We start from the raw sequence: 17002 nt of genomic DNA, 5'->3' as shown, positions 1-17002 counted from the left end.
AGCCCTTAAGCTATATACCTGCTCATGCCATGGACGGTTCTCTATCACGACGCCTTCGATCCCAAGCGACAGGCGATCATCCTCGTTGCCGGAGACAAGGCAGACGTGGCGCAAAAGCGTTTCTACAAGTCATTGATCAGCAAGGCTGATGCTCGCTTCACCGAGCATCTGGAAAGTGAGAAAGGATAAGCAGATGGGTCGCACGCATGAGGAGGTCATGGCTTCCCTCCCCCAGGAACGGCAGGATCGCATCCGCGCCCGCGCGGCGGAGATGCATGCCGAGATCGAAGGGTTGAAGGCGCTGCGGAAGCTGGCGCAACGCAGTCAGGAACAGATCGCCCAGAGCCTGGGCATCAAGCAACCCTCGGTCCTCAAGATCGAGCGCCAGACCGATCTCTATCTGTCCACGCTGCGCCGTTTCGTGGAAGCTGCCGGCGGCAAGCTGGAACTGCGCGTCGAACTGCCCGAAACCGGCGCCTTCATCCTGACCGGTATCGGCGAACTCGATACCAAGGACGCGGCCTGAACACGCAGGCACGCTGTCCTACTCCGCCTGTTCCTGTCAGAAAATGACCGATCGTCCACCCCACCGGACTTTCCGATAGGATCAGCGCCACATAATAAAATGTCACGATCCATGGGAAATATGCGAAGTTAAGCATCGGAAATCCTATTCCCGCCCGCCCCCATTCCAAAAGTTGCGCCCCCTATCACCCTGCGGCCCGCTTGACCCCGCCCCCGCGAGCGGCAAAGGCATCCGGCAACGCCCATCGATAAGGATCGCCCTTTTCCCATGTCCGTCGCCTATCTGAACGGCAGCTTTTTGCCGCTGGACGAAGTCCGCATTTCCCCGCTCGATCGCGGCTTCCTGTTCGCCGACGGTATTTACGAAGTCGCCGCCGTAATCGAAGGGCGGCTGATCGACAGCGCCAGCCATCTCGCCCGGCTGGAACGCTCCACCGCCGCGATCGGCATCAGCCTGCCGATGTCGCTGGACGCGATAGAGGCCGCGCAGAAGGAACTGGTCGCCCGCAACGATCTGTCGCAGGGGCTGGTTTATCTCCAGATCACCCGCGGCGCCGACACGACCCGCGACTTCATCGCCCCCGCCGGCCTGCAACCGACCCTGTTCATGTTCGTGCAGGAAAAGAATTTCATCGACATGCCCGCCGCCAGCACCGGCATCGCAGTCGCTACCATGCCCGACCAGCGCTGGGCGCGGCGCGACATCAAGAGCGTTGGCCTGCTCGCCCAGGCGATCGCCAAGCAGGTCGCCAAGGATGCCGGCGCGCAGGAAGCCTGGATGATCGAGGACGGCTTCGTTACCGAAGGCGCCTCCTCCACCGCCTTCATCGTCGCCGACGAAGGCATCGTCACCCGCCCCTACAGCCAGTCGGTGCTGGCAGGCTGCACCGGCGCGGCGCTCACCGCGCTGGCGGAGGAAAGCGGCATCGCGGTCATCCGCCGCCCCTTCACCATCGCCGAAGCGCTCGCCGCGAAAGAAGCCTTCATGACCAGCGCATCGACCTTCTGCCTGCCGATCGTCCGGATCGACGGCCAGCCGGTTGGCGACGGCACGCCCGGCCCGGTCGCCACCCGCCTGCGCGCCCTCTATATCGACTTCGCCCGCGCCACGGCGGTTTGAGGGAGATCACTCCATAATGGAGTGATCCGCCCGATCCCTACGGAACGACAGGAAATTTCCTCTGCCCTGCCGCCAATATGGTGGCAAGGTGGAGGGAAATGAGCGCCAGCCACCGCCTCATCCGGCCAAATCCCGCCTTCCGGTCCAGTTTATCTTCATAACGGCCCTTTATCGGGCTGATCCGATCCGTTCTTGCTTTAGTCTCGGGAACGAAGATAGAACGGGATTCGGATCATGATGGAAGATTTTTCCTACGCCCTCCCCGCCGGCGGTCAGGCCGATCCGGTTGCCGCGCCCGATGCGCGCAGCAGCCTGCTCGTGCTGGCCGACCGGATCGATCGCGACGCCCTGGAGCCTGTAGCGCAGGCGGCCGGCCTGCGATTGCTGGGCGTCACCCCGCTGGCCGACGCCATGGCCCGGCTGGATGCGCAGAGCCAGTGCGATACGCTGCTGCTCTTCTGCCCCGCCGCCATGCCGATGCTGGAGCAGTTGCTGGTCCAGATCGAAACCCAGGCGATCCACACCGGCATGGCCGTCATATTGGTCACGGGGTGGGAAACGGTCGAACTCGCTTTCGCCTGCCTGCGCAGCCCCTATTCGCAGCTGCTCTGCGACCCTGATCGCACCGAACTGGCGGCCGCCCTGGTCACCGCACGCCAACAGCGCCCCGTAATCGGCCGCGTGCATGAAGGCGACCGGGACAGCATCCGGCTGCAACAATTGAGCGAGGAAGTCGCCCGCCTCGCCCGCACCATCGATGTCCTGACCCAGCGCAGCCACCTTAGCGCCGTGCCCGGCTTTGACCTTGGCCCGCGCATGGCGGACCGGCCGAGCGACTATATCGGCATGCCGGTGCTTTCCCCGATCGGCACCGTTCCGCAAACGACGCCGGCCGAAAAATCCGCCCCCACCGTCTCCGCCGCGCAGATTCGCGACATGCTGCGCGCCCGCCGCATCCGCGCCGATTTCCTGCCCGGCGACCTGTTTGCCGATCCGGCCTGGGATATGCTGCTCGACTTGTTCGCCGCCCGACTGGAACAGGAACGGGTGTCCGTCTCCAGCCTGTGCATCGCCGCCGCTGTGCCGCCGACCACGGCACTGCGCTGGATACGCACCCTGACCGACAAGGGGCTGGTCGAACGGCAGGCCGATCCCCTCGACGGCCGTCGCGTCTTCATCGCCCTGGCACAGGATGCCGCTGACTCCCTCGCCCGCTGGTTCGGCGCCAGCCGCCGTTTCCTCAGCAATTGATGCTCAGCGCTTGACCGCCGCGCTTTTTCGCCTAGATAGGCGCTTCCCGAACAGGGGGCGATTAGCTCAGTTGGTAGAGCGTCTCGTTTACACCGAGAATGTCGGCGGTTCGAGCCCGTCATCGCCCACCATAAAACCCGCGGAAAAGCGCGGTTTTTGGCCATATCGCAGGGATGTGCCGATGAAAAGCTCAGCTCTGTGTATCCGCCGTGTATCCCGAGAGAATGGCGAAGCACGAGCCTGGCACGTATCTCGAGTTCATCAACCCGGTTCCATTCAGTGGCGCAGAAGGACCGGTAGAACGTGGCGTCCTGAACGATGCCGGGCGAATCTCCGGACGAGCGCAGTCAGCCGTGAGAGAAATTTCGGCTGCCGATTTCAACCGGATCATCTCGGTCGGCTTGGCTGAGGCGACACCGATTCTGCCGCGCGAAACGATCGTAGAGGAGCCAGCCATGCTGCGCGATGTGCGTGAACCCTTCATTTTTCAGGACGAAGAGCGAACCCGGATCGATCATTTTTCATCCCGCATCGTTCGAAACCGCGTGTTTCGAAGATTGGTGCTGAGAGCTTATGACGAGCGATGTGCGATCACCGGCCTGAAACTCATAAATGGCGGCGGCAGGGCTGAAGTTCAGGCCGCGCATATCCGACCGGTCGAAGCCAATGGACCGGATACAATCAACAACGGGCTTGCCCTGTCCGGCACAGCCCATTGGATGTTCGATCGCGGCTTGATCAGTCTGAGCGACGAACTGGAGATACTTGTTCACGACAAGCGAACGATCCTGACGGCATTCATGCCGTTATCAACCGAAGCAAACGCGCTTTGCTTCCCGGACGATCGGCAGACCGGCCTCATCCACATTTTCTAGCATGGCATCGTGAACACTGCTTCAAATGGTGAGCGACTTTTGCGTTGAGACACCACGAACAGGAAAGGAGCACTTTGGAGAAGTGGCTAAATGCTCGCCTCCGGCCCAGTCCAGTCGTTCAGTATCAAATTTTTTATTCTCAAGTGCTGACCGTCCGCTTTTTTGATGTCGCACAACTTGTAGGTGCCATCCGCCAGAGAACTGGCAGATGGCACCTCTCCGGGCGACCCGAAGGCAGGCCTCAATCGTAAAAGGCTCGCTTTCGGCCGGTTTTCAGAAGGTCATGCGAACGCCCACCGCATAGGTGGCGGGCGCACCAACCATGCGCGATGCGCCGTTCATTTCGGGATAATAGACTTCATCGGTGATGTTGCGACCCATCGCATAGACCGACCAGCCATGCGGCGATTCCAGTTCGATCCGGGCGTTGAGCAGCGTGTAGGCGGGCGACGTATTGCCGACGACCGCGTTCAAACGGTTCGATTCCTTGCCATGATGGAAGATGTTGGCCCGGCTCTTGAGCACCCAGCCATCGCCGAAGCTATAGCTGTGGACGAAGCCGACCCGGCCAGTCCATTTCGGCGCGCCGGGCAGCGGGTCGCCAACGGTGGCAGTCACGTCCGCAATGCGGTTGGAATTGAACTCGGTAATCTCCGAATAGAGATAGGTGCCGGACGCATCGAAATCGAGCTTGTGCCCGCCGCTGTTCAGCAGGTTGACGTCCAGCGCGCCTTCGAAACCGCGCGTCTTGGCCTTGCCGACATTGGTGCGGCCATTGGTGTCATTGTCGAGCCGCGTCGTCGCCTGAAGATTGTCGAAATCATTGGCAAAAGCGTCGAGTGAGAGGCGGATCGGTCCCTTATAATAGCGCACGCCCGCTTCATAGGCCCAGACGGTTTCCGACTGAAACGGCTCCGTCTCCGCCAGCGTCATGATCGACGTGCCGTCAAAACCACCCGACCGATAACCGCGCGCAACCGAAGCGAAGACGTTCAGATCATCCGTGATGAACCATTGCGCCGCCCCGCGACCGGACAGATTGTCATCCTTGAACTGCTTGTCCCACTGGAAATTGGGCGTCGTCGCAAAGAAGGTGGCATAGTTGGAAATGCCCCAGGGGTCGTCATCGACATTGCGGCCCTGCGAATCCACATCATCCTTGGTGTAGCGCAGGCCCAGCGTCAGCTTGACCTTGGGCAGCAGTTCATAATCGGCCTGACCGAACAGCGCGGCGCTGCGGCGGCGCTGATTATGGATGTTGTGATAGATGGTGCGCGCGGCCCAACTGGTCCACTGGCTCTGATAGTCGATCTTGTCGCTCATGTAGAAGCCACCGATCAACCAGTTGAAGCGGCCCTGCTGCTCGTTGCGCACACGCATTTCGAGCGACGCCTGGCTCAGATCCTCATCGAACAGATATTCATATTGGGGGTAGGGCGTGCCGTCGCCATTGCCACCGATATTGCGCTGGCTCGACTGCCAGCCGGCCACCATGTCGAAGCGGGTGGCATCGTTCAGCAGGTGCGAAAATTGCGCCGACGCGCCCTTGATGTCGATCCGCTGCTGAAAATAGGCGCGCGAATAGAAGCTGTAGGGATCATCATCCTCGCCGGCATTCAGGACGCTGCTATCCTCCGCCGCGCTGATCCGGTCATACTGGCGGGCATCGCCCCGGTCGCGGCTGGCAAAGGCCTTCAGTGTCAGGCTGGTATCCGGCCCGAAATCGATGTCGACCGTACCGCGCGCGGCGAACAGATCCTTGTCGCCAAAGCCCTTGCGCGCGCCCGGATCGTTGATCGCGGGCACCTGCGTCTGCACGACGCCACCGACGCTCAATTGCGCGCCAGCCAGATCGCCCGCGCCCTTGCCGTTCATGAAGCCGCCGCCCTGATCGGTCATCACCGCCAGTCGCACGCGCATATTGTCGCTGACCGGCCCGCCAATCGCGGCTTCGGCGCGCAGGCTGTCATAACTGCCATAGCGCACATCGGCATAGCCTTCGAACTTGTCGCTGCCGCCGCGCGTAATGGCATTGACGACGCCCGCCGTGGTGTTGCGACCATAAAGCGTACCCTGCGGCCCGCGCAGTACTTCGATCCGCTCCAGATCGAACAGCGGCATGCCCAGATAAGCGTTGGAACTCTGATAGACACCATCGACATGCAGCGCGACCGACGGGCTGCCATTGGGCTTGTAATCGTCCGCGCCGCCGATCCCGCGAATGGTCAGCAGGCCATAGCTTTCGCCACCAGTGCTGTAGTTGATCGACAGGCCCGGAACTTCATCGACCAGACTGGAAAAGTCGGTGATCTTGCGTTCGGCCGCTTCCTCGCCCGAAACAACGGTGATCGCCTGCGGCACCTTCGACAGGTCTTCGGCCCGCTTCTGCGCGGTGACGATGATGTCACCGCCGCCTGCGACTCCTGCGCCCGCTTCGGCAGCCGATAATTCGGTCGGCGCCTTTTCTACGGCGAGCGAGATCATCGTCGCGCCTTCATAGGAAATGGCCATGCCACGCCCGGCGATCAGACGACGCAGCGCATCGGCGCGGGAAAAACGCCCCTTGAGCGTGACCGAGCGGCGACCGGCAATGGCATCATAGGGGAAGACCATCTGGACGCCGGCCTGACGACCGAACTCGTTCAGCGACGTCGCCATATTCTGCGCGGGAATGTTGAATGCGATGGCCTGATCGCTCGTGGCGCTGGCGGGTGCCGCGGCGAGGATCAGGGGTAGTGCGACCGTATGGAAACTCATCTTTGCCCTCCGATGGAAGCGTCTCTCGGAGGATGGGATGGGTGGGCGGGATGCGACCGCTATCGCACCCGCAAAAATATTTAATCAGCTTGCTGTAAGGGTAATCGCGCCATTCGCGCTGCGCTGCGACCGGATACCGAAGGAGGCATGCAAGGCCGTCAGCAGGTCAGCCGGATCAGTCGTGGTAAAGCGCCCGCCCAGCCGGATGCGCGACAGCGCCGGATCAGCGATGACGATCTTGCGATCGAGATAACGGTTGAATTCGGCCACCACGAAATCGAGGCTTTCGCCTTCGAACACCAACTGCCCATTGTTCCAGCTACGCGCCCGGTCGAGCGTCACCATGTCCGCCGGAAGGACGGCGACCGTCTTGCCGATCACTCGTGCCATCGCGCCGCTTTTCAGCTGGCCGCCCCGCATGCTGTCAGCCACGCCTTCGAGCACCAGCAAGTCGAGGGATTCGGGCTGTTGTCGCGCATTGAAGCGGCCAGCGCCCAACCTGAAGCGAGCGCCCTCAGCCTCCAGCTCCAGCGGCCCGCGCGGTGCGGCGGGCACAGCCAAGCCGATCTCACCCCGCTCCAGCCAGACCCGGCTCCCCTTTTCATCGGTCCGCCAACTGATCCGGCTATCGGTGTTCAGCGTGATCCGGGTGCCGTCATCCAGCACCAGCGCACGCCGTTCGCCCACCGCCGTCTCCGCATGTTCACGCGCGGCGGCCCGCACCGCCAGCAATGCGCCGGCGATCGATGCGCCACCGGCCAGAACGCCCGCGCGCAACATTCCCCGCCGGTTGATCGCAGGGGCAGGCGCCGGGTCGGCGGGACGTTCCTCGACCGCGCGTAATCGCTCCACCTGCTCAAAGGCATGAGCCACCTGTGCGAAGGCCACGGCATGCCGGGGATCGGCTGCGCGCCATTGCTCGAAGGCCTGCGGCGTGACCGATCCTGCATCGAGCGCCGCCAGCCAGCCGGCGGCTTCTTCCATCATTGTCTCTGGTGTCGGTGGCGTTGCCATAAGCGCGAAAACGGGGCTCCTTGTTCCTGCGGCGGCGCTTCCTGCATCGCATGGGCAAGAATGGCCAGCCCTTTGGCAAGATGCTTCTCTACGGTAGAGACTGACAAGCCCATCCGCACCGCTATGTCACCCGGCAATAATCCTTCGATCCGCCGCATCTTCACCACCGCGCGCGGTTGTGGCGGCAATTGCTCCATCAGTGCGATCAGCCGCGCCAGCTCCATATTGCCCGATAACACCGCAAACTGGTCCGGCGCGCTGTCGGCAATCTCCATCGCTTCCATATCCGCCAGATGCTCGAACCGGACGACGGTGGCGCGACGATGGCGCTCATGCGCCAGATTGCGGATGATGGTCAGGACGAAGCTGCGGGGATTGACGATTTCGCGATGGTGCGACGCATTGATCGCACGGGCATAGGCCTCCTGCACCAGATCTTCCGCCTCGGTCGTGGGAACAAGTCGCGCCGCCTGCCGCCGGAACGCGATCCGGTGCGGCAGTATCTCGTCAATGAACCAGCGATCTACGTCCCTCAACCAGGTCACGGCAGCGTCCCCCTTCGGCTGAACGGGGCGGTTAGCCAGCGGACATGACAAAATCGGGACAGCCTGTCGCACTACTGTCAAACGCCGCCGATAGGGGCGCCTGATGCAAGCCTCTCCCTGGCATCGTCGCGCCGTGCTTGGTGCCATGGCCGCGCTTGGCGCCGCGCCGCTCCGATTGCTGGCCACGCCCTTCACTGCCCAGACCGACCCTTTCGCGCTGGGCGTTGCCAGCGGCGATCCCTCCCGCGACGGCTTTGTGCTATGGACCCGCCTCGTTGGCCCCGGCGCCCATCCTCTCCAGGCCAGATCGATCCCGGTCCGCTACGAAGTCGCCGACGATGAAGGCTTCCGCCACATCGTCCGCAGCGGAGAAATACAGGCGCATCCCGAGGCGGCGCACAGCATCCACCTCGAACTGACCGGGCTGCGACCGGGGCGATCCTATCATTATCGCTTCCATGCGCTGGGCGCGACCAGCCCGATCGGCCGCACCGCCACCGTGCCCGGCCGGGCCGACCGACTGCGACTGGCGCTCACATCCTGCCAGCATTGGGAACTGGGATGGTTCGGCGCCTATCGCGATATGCTGGCGGGCGATCCCGACCTGATCGTGCAGGTCGGCGACTATATCTATGAAACATCCTATCCCGACCAGCCCAGGGTCCGCGAATTCGGCGCGCCCGAACCGCGCGATCTGGACGGCTATCGCGCCCGCTACGCTCTCTATCGCACCGACCCGGATTTGCAGGAAGCGCACCGGCGCGTGCCCTGGCTGGTGACATGGGACGATCATGAGGTGCTGAACGATTATGCCGACCTCGCCAATCGGGAAGGACTGCCACCGGACATCTTCGCGGCGCGGCGGACCGCCGCCTATCAGGCCTATTTCGAACATATGCCGATTCGCCCCAGCCTGTGGCGCTCCATGGCCACCCCGCGCCTCTATCGCGGCGTCGACTGGGGTGAACTGGTTTCGCTTTCTATGCTCGACACCCGACAGTTCCGCTCCAGTCCACCCTGCGCCGCGCCGTCGATGGCCCGCAATGCTCGCCTCGACCATTGCGCCGAACGGCTGCGTCCTGATCGGACGATGCTTGGGCAGGCACAGGAGACGTGGCTGGCGCAACGTCTGACCGGGGAACGCAGGCCCTGGACCCTATTGGCGCAAGGGGTCTTCTTCGCCCCCCTCGCTTTGGATGGCACGGGCGAGGCCGTCTACAGTGATCAATGGGATGGCTATGCCGCCGGCCGGGATCGGCTGCTGGAACAACTGACCCGTCCCAACGTCCACAATCCCGTCATCCTGAGCGGCGACATTCACAGTTTCTGGCTGAACGACCTGCATGGGGCAGACACCAAACAACCGGTCGCGACCGAAATCGTCACTTCCGCCCTCGCCGCCCAATCCCCACCGGCCGGCCGCTTCGGCGATGTCCGCGCCAATAATCCCCACGTCCGCTTCAATGACCTGAGCCATAGCGGCTATGTCCGTATCGAGATCGAGCCAACGCGACTAGCCGCGCAGTTTCGTGCGGTCGATCCGAAATCGGCGCAGACTATGCCGACAATCCTGCAAGATATTGAACGGCATGCCATGTGAGTGTGTCGATATGATCCCCCTTGCTGTCACGAAGATAGGAAGGTCCAGATGACCCGAAAATTGGCGGAAGGTCGCATGATGGCCTATGCCTCCGGCAATTTTGGCAAGGCCCTGGTTTTCGGCGGAGCGGACCTGACCATCCTGTTCCTGCTGACCGATGTACTGGGGCTAGGCGGCACGACGGCGGGATGGGTGATGCTGGCGGCGTTGTGCGGCGATCTGGTCTTCGATCTGGTCGCGGCCCGACTGGTCATCCGGTTGCGCCATGCAGGCAAGGGCTATCGCTGGATGGTGGCGATCGCGGCGACGCCCTGTGCGCTGGCCTTTGCCCTTCTTTATGCGATGCCTGTCCTTGGCGCGCGGCAATTATGGATGCTGGCCGCCGCGCTGCTGGTGTTTCGCGGCGCCTATGCGGTTATCGATGTGCCGCATAATGCGCTGATGACACAGGTCACGAGCGACAGCCGCGCGCGCGGGCGCGTGTCCGGCTATCGCCTGTTCTTCAGCACGGCGAGCGCGTTAATCGTCGCAACCATATTGACGCCATTGGTGCAACAGGCGGGAAGCGCGCAGGCTTTCGACCAACTGGCGCTGACCGGTGCCGTCGCCGGCGGACTGTTTGCCGTGACGATGATGCTCTGTGCCTGGACGTCTGGCGGCGGCCAATCCCGCCCGGTGCGCCCAAGTGCGGAGCAGGACGGCATCCGCGTGCCGCTGCGCGATCCGATGGTGATCGGCATGGGCCTTCTCGCCTTGCTGACCGGCTTCGCGGCGCCGGCCTTCGGGCGGATGCTGCTCTATATCGGCAGCTATGTCGTCCATCGCCCCGATCTGGTCGCGACCTTGCTGCTGGCGCTAACGGCCGGGCAATTTGCGGGCGTCTTGCTGTGGACCGCCATGACCGGGCGGTTCAGCAAAAGCCTATTGCTCGCCATGGGGCATGGCGTTTGTGCAGCCGGTCTGGTCGCCTTCAGCCTCTGCCTGTCCTGGCCGGTGGCGCTCATGGCGTGCGCGGCGGTCATCGGCTTTGGCCTCGCCAGCGTCTTCATGCTGCCTTGGGGGCTGTTGGCCGATGCCGTCGATGTGGTGGAATGGCGCCATGGCCGGCGGTTCGAGACGGGGCTGTTCGCTTTTTACCTCGTCGTGGTGAAGGCGAGCGGCGCGGCTTCGACCAGCCTGATTGGCTGGACGCTGGGCTGGCTGCGCTATGTCCCCGCCCAGCCACAAGCGGTTACGGTACAGGCCGGCATGCTCGGTCTGGGGCTGGGGATTCCGCTGGTCGGCAGCCTGGCCGCTATCCTGTTGATGCGGCGCTTCGATCTCGGCCATGCCCGGCATGGCCGCTTGCTCTTCGCGCTGGACCGGCGCCGTCAGTCGGGCGCCGATCCGGTTTCGGGGTTGAAGCGGGGATTGGTGAAATCAAGCGGCGATGGTGAGATCTTGGCTGGCGGACTGGCGCTTTCCGCCCAGGCGCGGCAAAGCATGTCGCGCAGCATGGCGGCGCCTGCCGCCGTCCGTTCATAGACCATCGCGCGGACATCCTTGTCGGCGAAATCGGCAAAGCCGTTGCGCTTTTCCAGCGTGTAGACCGTCCCGACCTTGTCTCCCGCTTCGTCGAGGAAGGCGAGGACAGCTTCGAACATGTCGCCGCTGCGATGACTGGGGGCGCCGATGCGCGGCGCGATATCGGCCACCGTCAGCTTCATGCCGTCGACAAACTGGCTTTCGAACCGGCCATGGACGCTGCGGTCGGTCGTGACCCCCCTGGGATTATCGCCGCGCCAGCCATCCGAATGAATCGAGTCATGCATGGGCTGCGCGCCGTCGCCGATATAATGGCCCAAGCGAATGGCTTGGAAGGCGCAATGCTGCTCGGGCACAGACACGTCCCCACCCTCGGCCCGCGCCTTGCGGACATAGCGCATGCACACGACCAGCCGGTCATAGGCCTCGATCGCGGCATAGGGCAAAGTGCCGGTCCAGCGGACATTGGTGCGCGCGGCGGTCGCAGGATCGCTGTCCTTGATCGCTTCGTAATGCTTGTAAAGCGCGATCACGAATTCATAGCGCGAGCGCGGGATGGGCTTGAGGAAGGTAAATTGCTCGCGGAACCAGCCATGATTGGGGTCTTCCTCGATCTTCGAGAAATTCTCCGAATCCCCGCGCCAGCTGTCGGGCAGAGAGGCAGAGGCCGCGATATAATCGACATGCTTACGCAGGAATATCGGGCCGTCATCGGGAATGGCCTCGATCGCAGCGCGATCGATCACGCTATGGGCGGTGCCGCCCCAGGCGTGCGCTGCCGTGGGCAGCATGGCCAGGGCGATGGCTAAGGCGACTATACGCATGGGGCGGCTCCGTATCAGGGGTCGAGCGGATCGCGCGGATCGATCCGCGCGGACGTGAGACTGGGGCGGAAGGCGAGTTCAGTGGGTGAGAAACGGCGGCCGATCTGGCCCGGCTGATAACCCAGTTCGTCGGCATTGCGCTTGGTGAACTGCACGCTTTCGATCATGGCGCTCTGCTGCGGGTTGCAGAGGATCAGCGCATCATCGTCCAGCGGCGCGCCCATGGCGATCAGCAGCCGCGATGCATTGCGCAGGTTCGTGGTCGTGTGCCGGGCATAGGGCTCGATAACGATCGCATCGGCCGGCACGCCATAACGGTCGATCAGCGCCCTGCGCATCTCCTCCGCCTCGGCAAAGCGGGTTGCGCGCGGATGGGCGCGGCCGCCGGTGATGATGATGAAGGGAATGTCCCCCTGCGCGAAGCGGCTGGCGGCCAGACGCAGATGATATTTGCCGTAGGGGCTGAGCGGCATGTCGTCGACTTCCGGACCGACGCCGGTCAGGATCATGGCGCTGAAGCGATAGCGGCGCCAGTCGAGCGTCTTCGCCCGCGCCATGGCCGGGGCATTTGCCCCGCCCGTAAGGGGTTCATAGCCGATCGCGTCGGTGCGATCGCTGACGTCGAGCAGCGCCAGCGCATAGTCTATGCTGGGGTCCAGCGCCTGCGCCGACTTGTCGCGGGGCGTGCGCGACAGCCAGTCGGCGGCCTGCAACCGGGCCTGCCGCTCCTGCGGGTCGATCATGCCCGCGCCGTCGATCTGCGGATAGGATGGGACTTGCCCCAGCCCATAGGTCCGCACGATGGCATTGACGCCCTCCATTTCGCGCCGGATTTGCGCTGGCGCGCCATCATCCGCTGTCGGGAGGCTGGTAAGGCCTGCTGTGGCCTTTCCCATGGTTTCAACATCGGTCGGCGTCCAGATCATCGCCTGCGCCGCGCAGACCAGATCCTGCCCGCACGCCGCTCTGCGCTCCTGTCGGACGCGAAGCAACGTCGTAACGCCCTGCCCCGCCTTGATCCGATCCAGCGTCGCCGGATCGCGCCCCGCCGCATCGAACAGCGGGAAGAGACGCTGCGACAGCGCCTCCATCACAGTGTCGCGGGCTGCCCCGGCCGAAGCCGGGACAGGCGTAAACGCAACCGCCGCTGCCGTAAGCAGGCTTGTCATGCTCCGCCGCATCACCAGCTCTTGCTGATGACGAGGCGGAAGTTGCGGCCGAAGATCGGGCGGCCATAGATCGCCTCCGAACTGCCCTGCCCGCTCAGCGAGTCGGTGCGGGTATTGCCTTCGGTCAGGCCATGGGCATTGAAGAGATTATCGCCCACGATCTGCGCCTGCCAGCTACCGTGACGCGCCGTGATGCCCGCGCCCACCGTGCCATAGGCCGGCAATGCGGTATTGTTGTAGAGGTCGACGAAGCGCTTGCCCATATAGGTGTAGCGGCCATAGACGGAGATATCCGTGCCGTTCGTCTGGAAGTCGAAGCTGGGGCGGATATTGCCATAGACTTTGGGCTGGCGGACGATCTGGTTGCCTTCGGCCTGTTCCGGGTCGGCGCCGGTCGAGCTTTGGAAATTCTTGTACTTGGGATCGCTGATGGTCAGCGCGCCATTCAGCGAGAACCAGTTGGTCAGCGCCAGCTTGCCGTCGAATTCGACGCCCTTGACCTGCGCTTCGCCGATGAAGGGAATGTTCACATCGTTGCGGCCGGTGGTCGGATCAAAGGCCAGGAAGCTGGCGTTGAGCGGATCGAAATTGGTGTAGAAGCCGGTGACGTAGAGATAGGAGCGGCCGAAGGCGAGCTTCAGGCCCGCTTCGAACTGGTCGGCCTTGGTCGTGATGATGGTCGGGTTGATGCTCATCACCGTCTGAACGTTGGGCGGCGTTTCCAGGTGCGAGGCACGACCATAGATGCCGACATGGCTGGAGAAGTCATAGTTCGCGCCGACGGTCCAGTTGGTGACGTTGGGCTTCAGCGTCTGGTTGAGGATGACGCCGGTGAAGGCGCGGGTGCTGTCATCCGCCAGCGTGGTGGTGTCACCCAGATTGGCGGCCTCGGTCAGCGCGGCCCAGCCCTTATAGCTGTAGCGTTCGTGACGGATGCCTGCATCGATGCGCAGGCCCGGTATGATTTCCCAGGTGTCGTTGGCATAGAGCGCGAACATCTTCGCATCGCTGTCGCCCTGATTGAGCGTCGCGGCATAGTTGAGCACGCCATTGTCGGTTACGCGGCCGATTTCCGTGCCGGCGGCATTATAGGCGACCAGATCCAACGTGCGCGGCTTGCCCGAAACTTCGATCAGATAGTTCTGGTAAAGGGTGCGGCTGCTTTCGCCATAGAGGCTGCCATAGAAGCCGAGCTTCAGGTCGTGGCTACCGAACCCGGTTTCGAACTTGCGGGCGACCGACAGGTTGGCCTGACCCGAGTAGAATTTCGAATGGATGTCCCGATACTGGCCCTGCATGACCAGACCCGATGCCGAATAGGGATCATAGACGGTGTTGGTCCCGGCCAGCGTATAGCCGAAATGATCGACCGCGCCAAAGGCCGTGGTGGCGCGGGCGAGATAGCCGCTGGCGAAGCTGTTGCCGTCGGCCGGGTTGGTAGTCGAATAGAAGGCCGTGAAGTCGTTCTTGCCCTGGGTGTAGCCCGCCTTGGCGGATACCAGCCACTCGCCGAACTCGCCGTCATATTGGGCGCCGAAATTGATCATCTGCATATGGCGGCCATCGGACAGGTCGCTGTTGCGGCTCTGGATCTGACCGGTGCCGTCGCGATACATGAGGTTCACGTTGCGCAGCGCCGGCGAGTTCATCGTGCCGTCGAAATAGTCGATATATTTGTCGAGGGAAACGCTGGGATTGCGCGGATCGGCGGTCGGGATCGGCAGATAGAAGACGTTATGGTCGTTCACATAGTTCACATTGAACTTGACCGATCCATTGTCGAAATCATGCTTGATATTGGCGCGGATCTGGCCGCCCTTGTCATTGGGGAAGCCATTGTCGCGATAGCCGTCATGCTGGCGGATGAAGCCGCCGATCGCATAATAGGTATCCTTGCCCAGCGGCCCGGCCTGATAGGCGTCCAGACGATAGAGGCCGGTGTCACCCAGCGTGATCTGTGCCTTGCCGCGCGGCGTATCGCTGCCGGTGACGGTGATGGCGTTGATGATAGCGCCCGAATAGCTGGCATAGACCGGCGCAGGGCCGCCGCGCACGACCTCCACATGGTCGGTCATCAAATCCTGCTTCAGGATCGCGTCGCCACGGAAGAAGACACCGTCATTTTCGTGGAACAGCGGCAGGCCGTCCTGCTGAAAGCTGACAAAGCCGCCGTCATTGGGCAGGCCGCGGATGCGGTAGATATTCTGGACTTCGCCGCCGGTGATTTCGGTCTGGAAACCGGGCAACTGGCCGATCAGGTCGGCGAAGTTTACAGGCGCGATCTTCTCCACATCCTCGTTCGAGATGGTGTTGATCGCATAGGATACGTCGAAGCGGCGCTGGGCACGGGTGGAGCCGGTGACGATGATGTCGCTCGGCCCGTTGCCGGCATCGGCGGCCTGATCGACGGGTGCGGCCTCCTGCGCGAAAGCAGGGGTGAAGGCAGTCAGCGCCGCAAGGGCGGTGCCGGTGGTCAGGATGGTCTTGAACATGGAGAGCCCCTCTTTGATTGGTCGGGCGCTCCCCTGACGCTGGCGTGTGACATTTTTAATTATTGTTGTGAAAATAAATAAAAGCGCATAGCCGATCGTCGCTTTTCACCGGCGGCGGGTATCGACCATGCAATTTCCCAATCTGGACAAGGACCAGCGACGCATCCTCCAGATGCTGCGCAAATCGGGGCCATTGTCCCGTTCCGCTTTGTCGGCGGCACTGGAGATCAGCGGCACGGCGCTTACCCGCCTGTCCCGCGATTTGCTGAGCCTCAGTCTGGTGGAGGAAGTGCCGACAGCCGAAGTGCAGGGACGTGGACGTCCCGCCATTCCGCTGCGACTATCGGGCCATGGCGGCTATGCGGTGGGGGCGACAGCGCATAAGGGTTTTCTCGATATCTCCCTTGTCGACTTCACCGGCGCCCCGATCGCCAGCCATCATGAAACGGTCGAGCCGACCGATCCCCATGGCTTCGCGCAAAAGGTGCGGCGCATTACCCATGAACTGGTCGATCGCCACGGCCTGCTGGGGCGGCGCATGCTGGGCCTGGGTGTCGCCGTACCGGGTCCGCCCCTGTCGCCGACGGGGGATCGCTGGAGCGTCGTCGACGTGCTGCCAGACTGGCGTGACGCGCCATTGCGTGACATTCTTTCCGCCGAAATGGGATGGCCGCTGTGGATCGAAAATGATGCCAATGCAGCCGCCATCGCCGAATATTATCTGGGTGGTCTGCTGAAGGATTTCACCACCATCGTCGTTCTGCTGCTGGGCTTTGGAATCGGCGCGGGGGTTATTGTCGACGGACGACTGGTGCGCGGCCAATATGGGGTTGCGGGTGAAATCGGTTGCCTGTTCCCCGGGCATTTGCCGAGGCCCAGCCCTCTCGACCTCCTCTCGATGCTCCGCAGCGCGGGCTGCAATCTGTCTTCCGTCACCGACATCGACTTCAACGCCGCAGATCAGGCGCCCACGATAGAAGCCTGGATGGACCGCGCGGCGCAGCAACTGGAATCGCTGTGCAACTCGGCCTTTTCCTGGCTGGACCCCGGCGCGATCGTCCTGGCCGGCACCTTGCCGCCCGACATTCTTCGAGGACTAACGGATCGCATCCGTCGCGCTGACCTGGTCACGACCGTCCACCAGCGCCGTCCGCCTGTTCGGGTCTCCACCCTCAACGGCTCACCGATTACGCTGGGCGCTGCGCTTTTGCCCATTCACGCCCTGTCCGCAGAAGCCTGAACGCTCTTTCGACGGTCGCGAGCGTCAACGCCCTGTCATGCAGACATGGCAGGAGGGGGCGACCCA

At 63.0% G+C, this 17002-nt stretch carries 13 protein-coding genes, 1 tRNA gene and 1 pseudogene; 9 read left to right on the top strand and 6 right to left on the bottom strand.

Features of this window, described 5'->3' with window-relative positions; translation table 11 throughout:
* Nucleotides 1-24: 24 nt before the first annotated feature.
* From BMY84_RS02395 to BMY84_RS02370, 6 genes are all read left to right on the top strand, one after another.
* Entirely contained in the window at nucleotides 25-189 is a 165-nt protein-coding gene (locus tag BMY84_RS02395; RefSeq protein ID WP_256215017.1) for a hypothetical protein, read from the top strand.
* A 28-nt stretch (nucleotides 190-217) separates the two neighbouring features.
* On the top strand, nucleotides 218-526 hold the full coding sequence (locus BMY84_RS02390; RefSeq protein WP_371262391.1) for an XRE family transcriptional regulator: 309 nt from the start codon (nucleotides 218-220) through the stop codon (nucleotides 524-526).
* A gap of 267 nt (nucleotides 527-793) precedes the next feature.
* Entirely contained in the window at nucleotides 794-1645 is an 852-nt protein-coding gene (locus BMY84_RS02385) for a D-amino-acid transaminase (RefSeq protein ID WP_093080080.1), read from the top strand.
* A 234-nt stretch (nucleotides 1646-1879) separates the two neighbouring features.
* A complete protein-coding gene (locus BMY84_RS02380; RefSeq protein WP_093080077.1) occupies nucleotides 1880-2896 on the top strand; it encodes a winged helix DNA-binding protein in 1017 nt (338 codons plus the stop codon).
* A 55-nt stretch (nucleotides 2897-2951) separates the two neighbouring features.
* Nucleotides 2952-3027: transfer RNA gene (locus BMY84_RS02375), tRNA-Val, on the top strand.
* 93 nt (nucleotides 3028-3120) lie between these two features.
* Entirely contained in the window at nucleotides 3121-3771 is a 651-nt protein-coding gene (locus BMY84_RS02370; RefSeq protein WP_256215016.1) for an HNH endonuclease, read from the top strand.
* Nucleotides 3772-4044: 273 nt separating this feature from the next.
* On the opposite strand, the gene BMY84_RS02365 is transcribed toward BMY84_RS02370, so the two are convergent.
* From BMY84_RS02365 to BMY84_RS02355, 3 genes are all read right to left on the bottom strand, one after another.
* Nucleotides 4045-6528 (bottom strand): TonB-dependent receptor, encoded by a 2484-nt coding sequence (locus BMY84_RS02365; RefSeq protein WP_093080074.1) that lies wholly within the window; start codon nucleotides 6526-6528, stop codon nucleotides 4045-4047.
* A gap of 84 nt (nucleotides 6529-6612) precedes the next feature.
* Nucleotides 6613-7515: a FecR family protein gene (locus tag BMY84_RS02360; RefSeq protein ID WP_177203867.1), complete on the bottom strand. Its 903-nt coding sequence runs from the start codon at nucleotides 7513-7515 to the stop codon at nucleotides 6613-6615.
* Nucleotides 7512-8087: an RNA polymerase sigma factor gene (locus BMY84_RS02355; protein WP_093080069.1), complete on the bottom strand. Its 576-nt coding sequence runs from the start codon at nucleotides 8085-8087 to the stop codon at nucleotides 7512-7514. Before BMY84_RS02355 ends, BMY84_RS02360 begins: the two co-directional genes overlap by 4 nt.
* 103 nt (nucleotides 8088-8190) lie before the next feature.
* Between BMY84_RS02355 and BMY84_RS02350 the strand changes: the two genes are divergently transcribed.
* The gene (locus tag BMY84_RS02350; RefSeq protein ID WP_093080066.1) at nucleotides 8191-9687 is read left to right on the top strand and encodes an alkaline phosphatase D family protein; all 1497 of its coding nucleotides are present in this window, start codon (nucleotides 8191-8193) and stop codon (nucleotides 9685-9687) included.
* Nucleotides 9688-9735: 48 nt separating this feature from the next.
* Nucleotides 9736-10998, top strand: a pseudogene (locus BMY84_RS02345) (MFS transporter); the annotation flags it as partial.
* A 59-nt stretch (nucleotides 10999-11057) separates the two neighbouring features.
* Here the strand turns inward: BMY84_RS02345 and BMY84_RS30795 are convergent.
* Genes BMY84_RS30795 through BMY84_RS02335 form a run of 3 tightly spaced genes read right to left on the bottom strand, consistent with a single transcriptional unit; the run spans nucleotide 11058 to nucleotide 15696 of the window.
* Nucleotides 11058-12035 carry a nuclease gene (locus BMY84_RS30795; protein WP_371262390.1) on the bottom strand — a complete coding sequence of 326 codons (978 nt, stop codon included), beginning with the start codon at nucleotides 12033-12035 and terminating at the stop codon, nucleotides 11058-11060.
* Nucleotides 12036-12049: 14 nt separating this feature from the next.
* Nucleotides 12050-13204 carry a YdcF family protein gene (locus BMY84_RS02340; RefSeq protein WP_093081645.1) on the bottom strand — a complete coding sequence of 385 codons (1155 nt, stop codon included), beginning with the start codon at nucleotides 13202-13204 and terminating at the stop codon, nucleotides 12050-12052.
* Between the two features lie 11 nt (nucleotides 13205-13215).
* Nucleotides 13216-15696, bottom strand: a complete 2481-nt coding sequence (locus BMY84_RS02335) for a TonB-dependent receptor (protein WP_093080063.1) — start codon at nucleotides 15694-15696, stop codon at nucleotides 13216-13218.
* A gap of 127 nt (nucleotides 15697-15823) precedes the next feature.
* Here BMY84_RS02335 and BMY84_RS02330 point away from each other — a divergent pair, with 127 nt between their 5' ends.
* Nucleotides 15824-16936 carry an ROK family transcriptional regulator gene (locus BMY84_RS02330; protein ID WP_093080061.1) on the top strand — a complete coding sequence of 371 codons (1113 nt, stop codon included), beginning with the start codon at nucleotides 15824-15826 and terminating at the stop codon, nucleotides 16934-16936.
* Nucleotides 16937-17002: the final 66 nt, after the last annotated feature.

This window comes from Sphingobium sp. AP50, assembly GCF_900109095.1.
Lineage (GTDB): Bacteria > Pseudomonadota > Alphaproteobacteria > Sphingomonadales > Sphingomonadaceae > Sphingobium.
The sequence above is the reverse complement of the archived record's forward strand: the minus strand, read 5'-3'. Positions and strand labels throughout refer to the sequence as shown.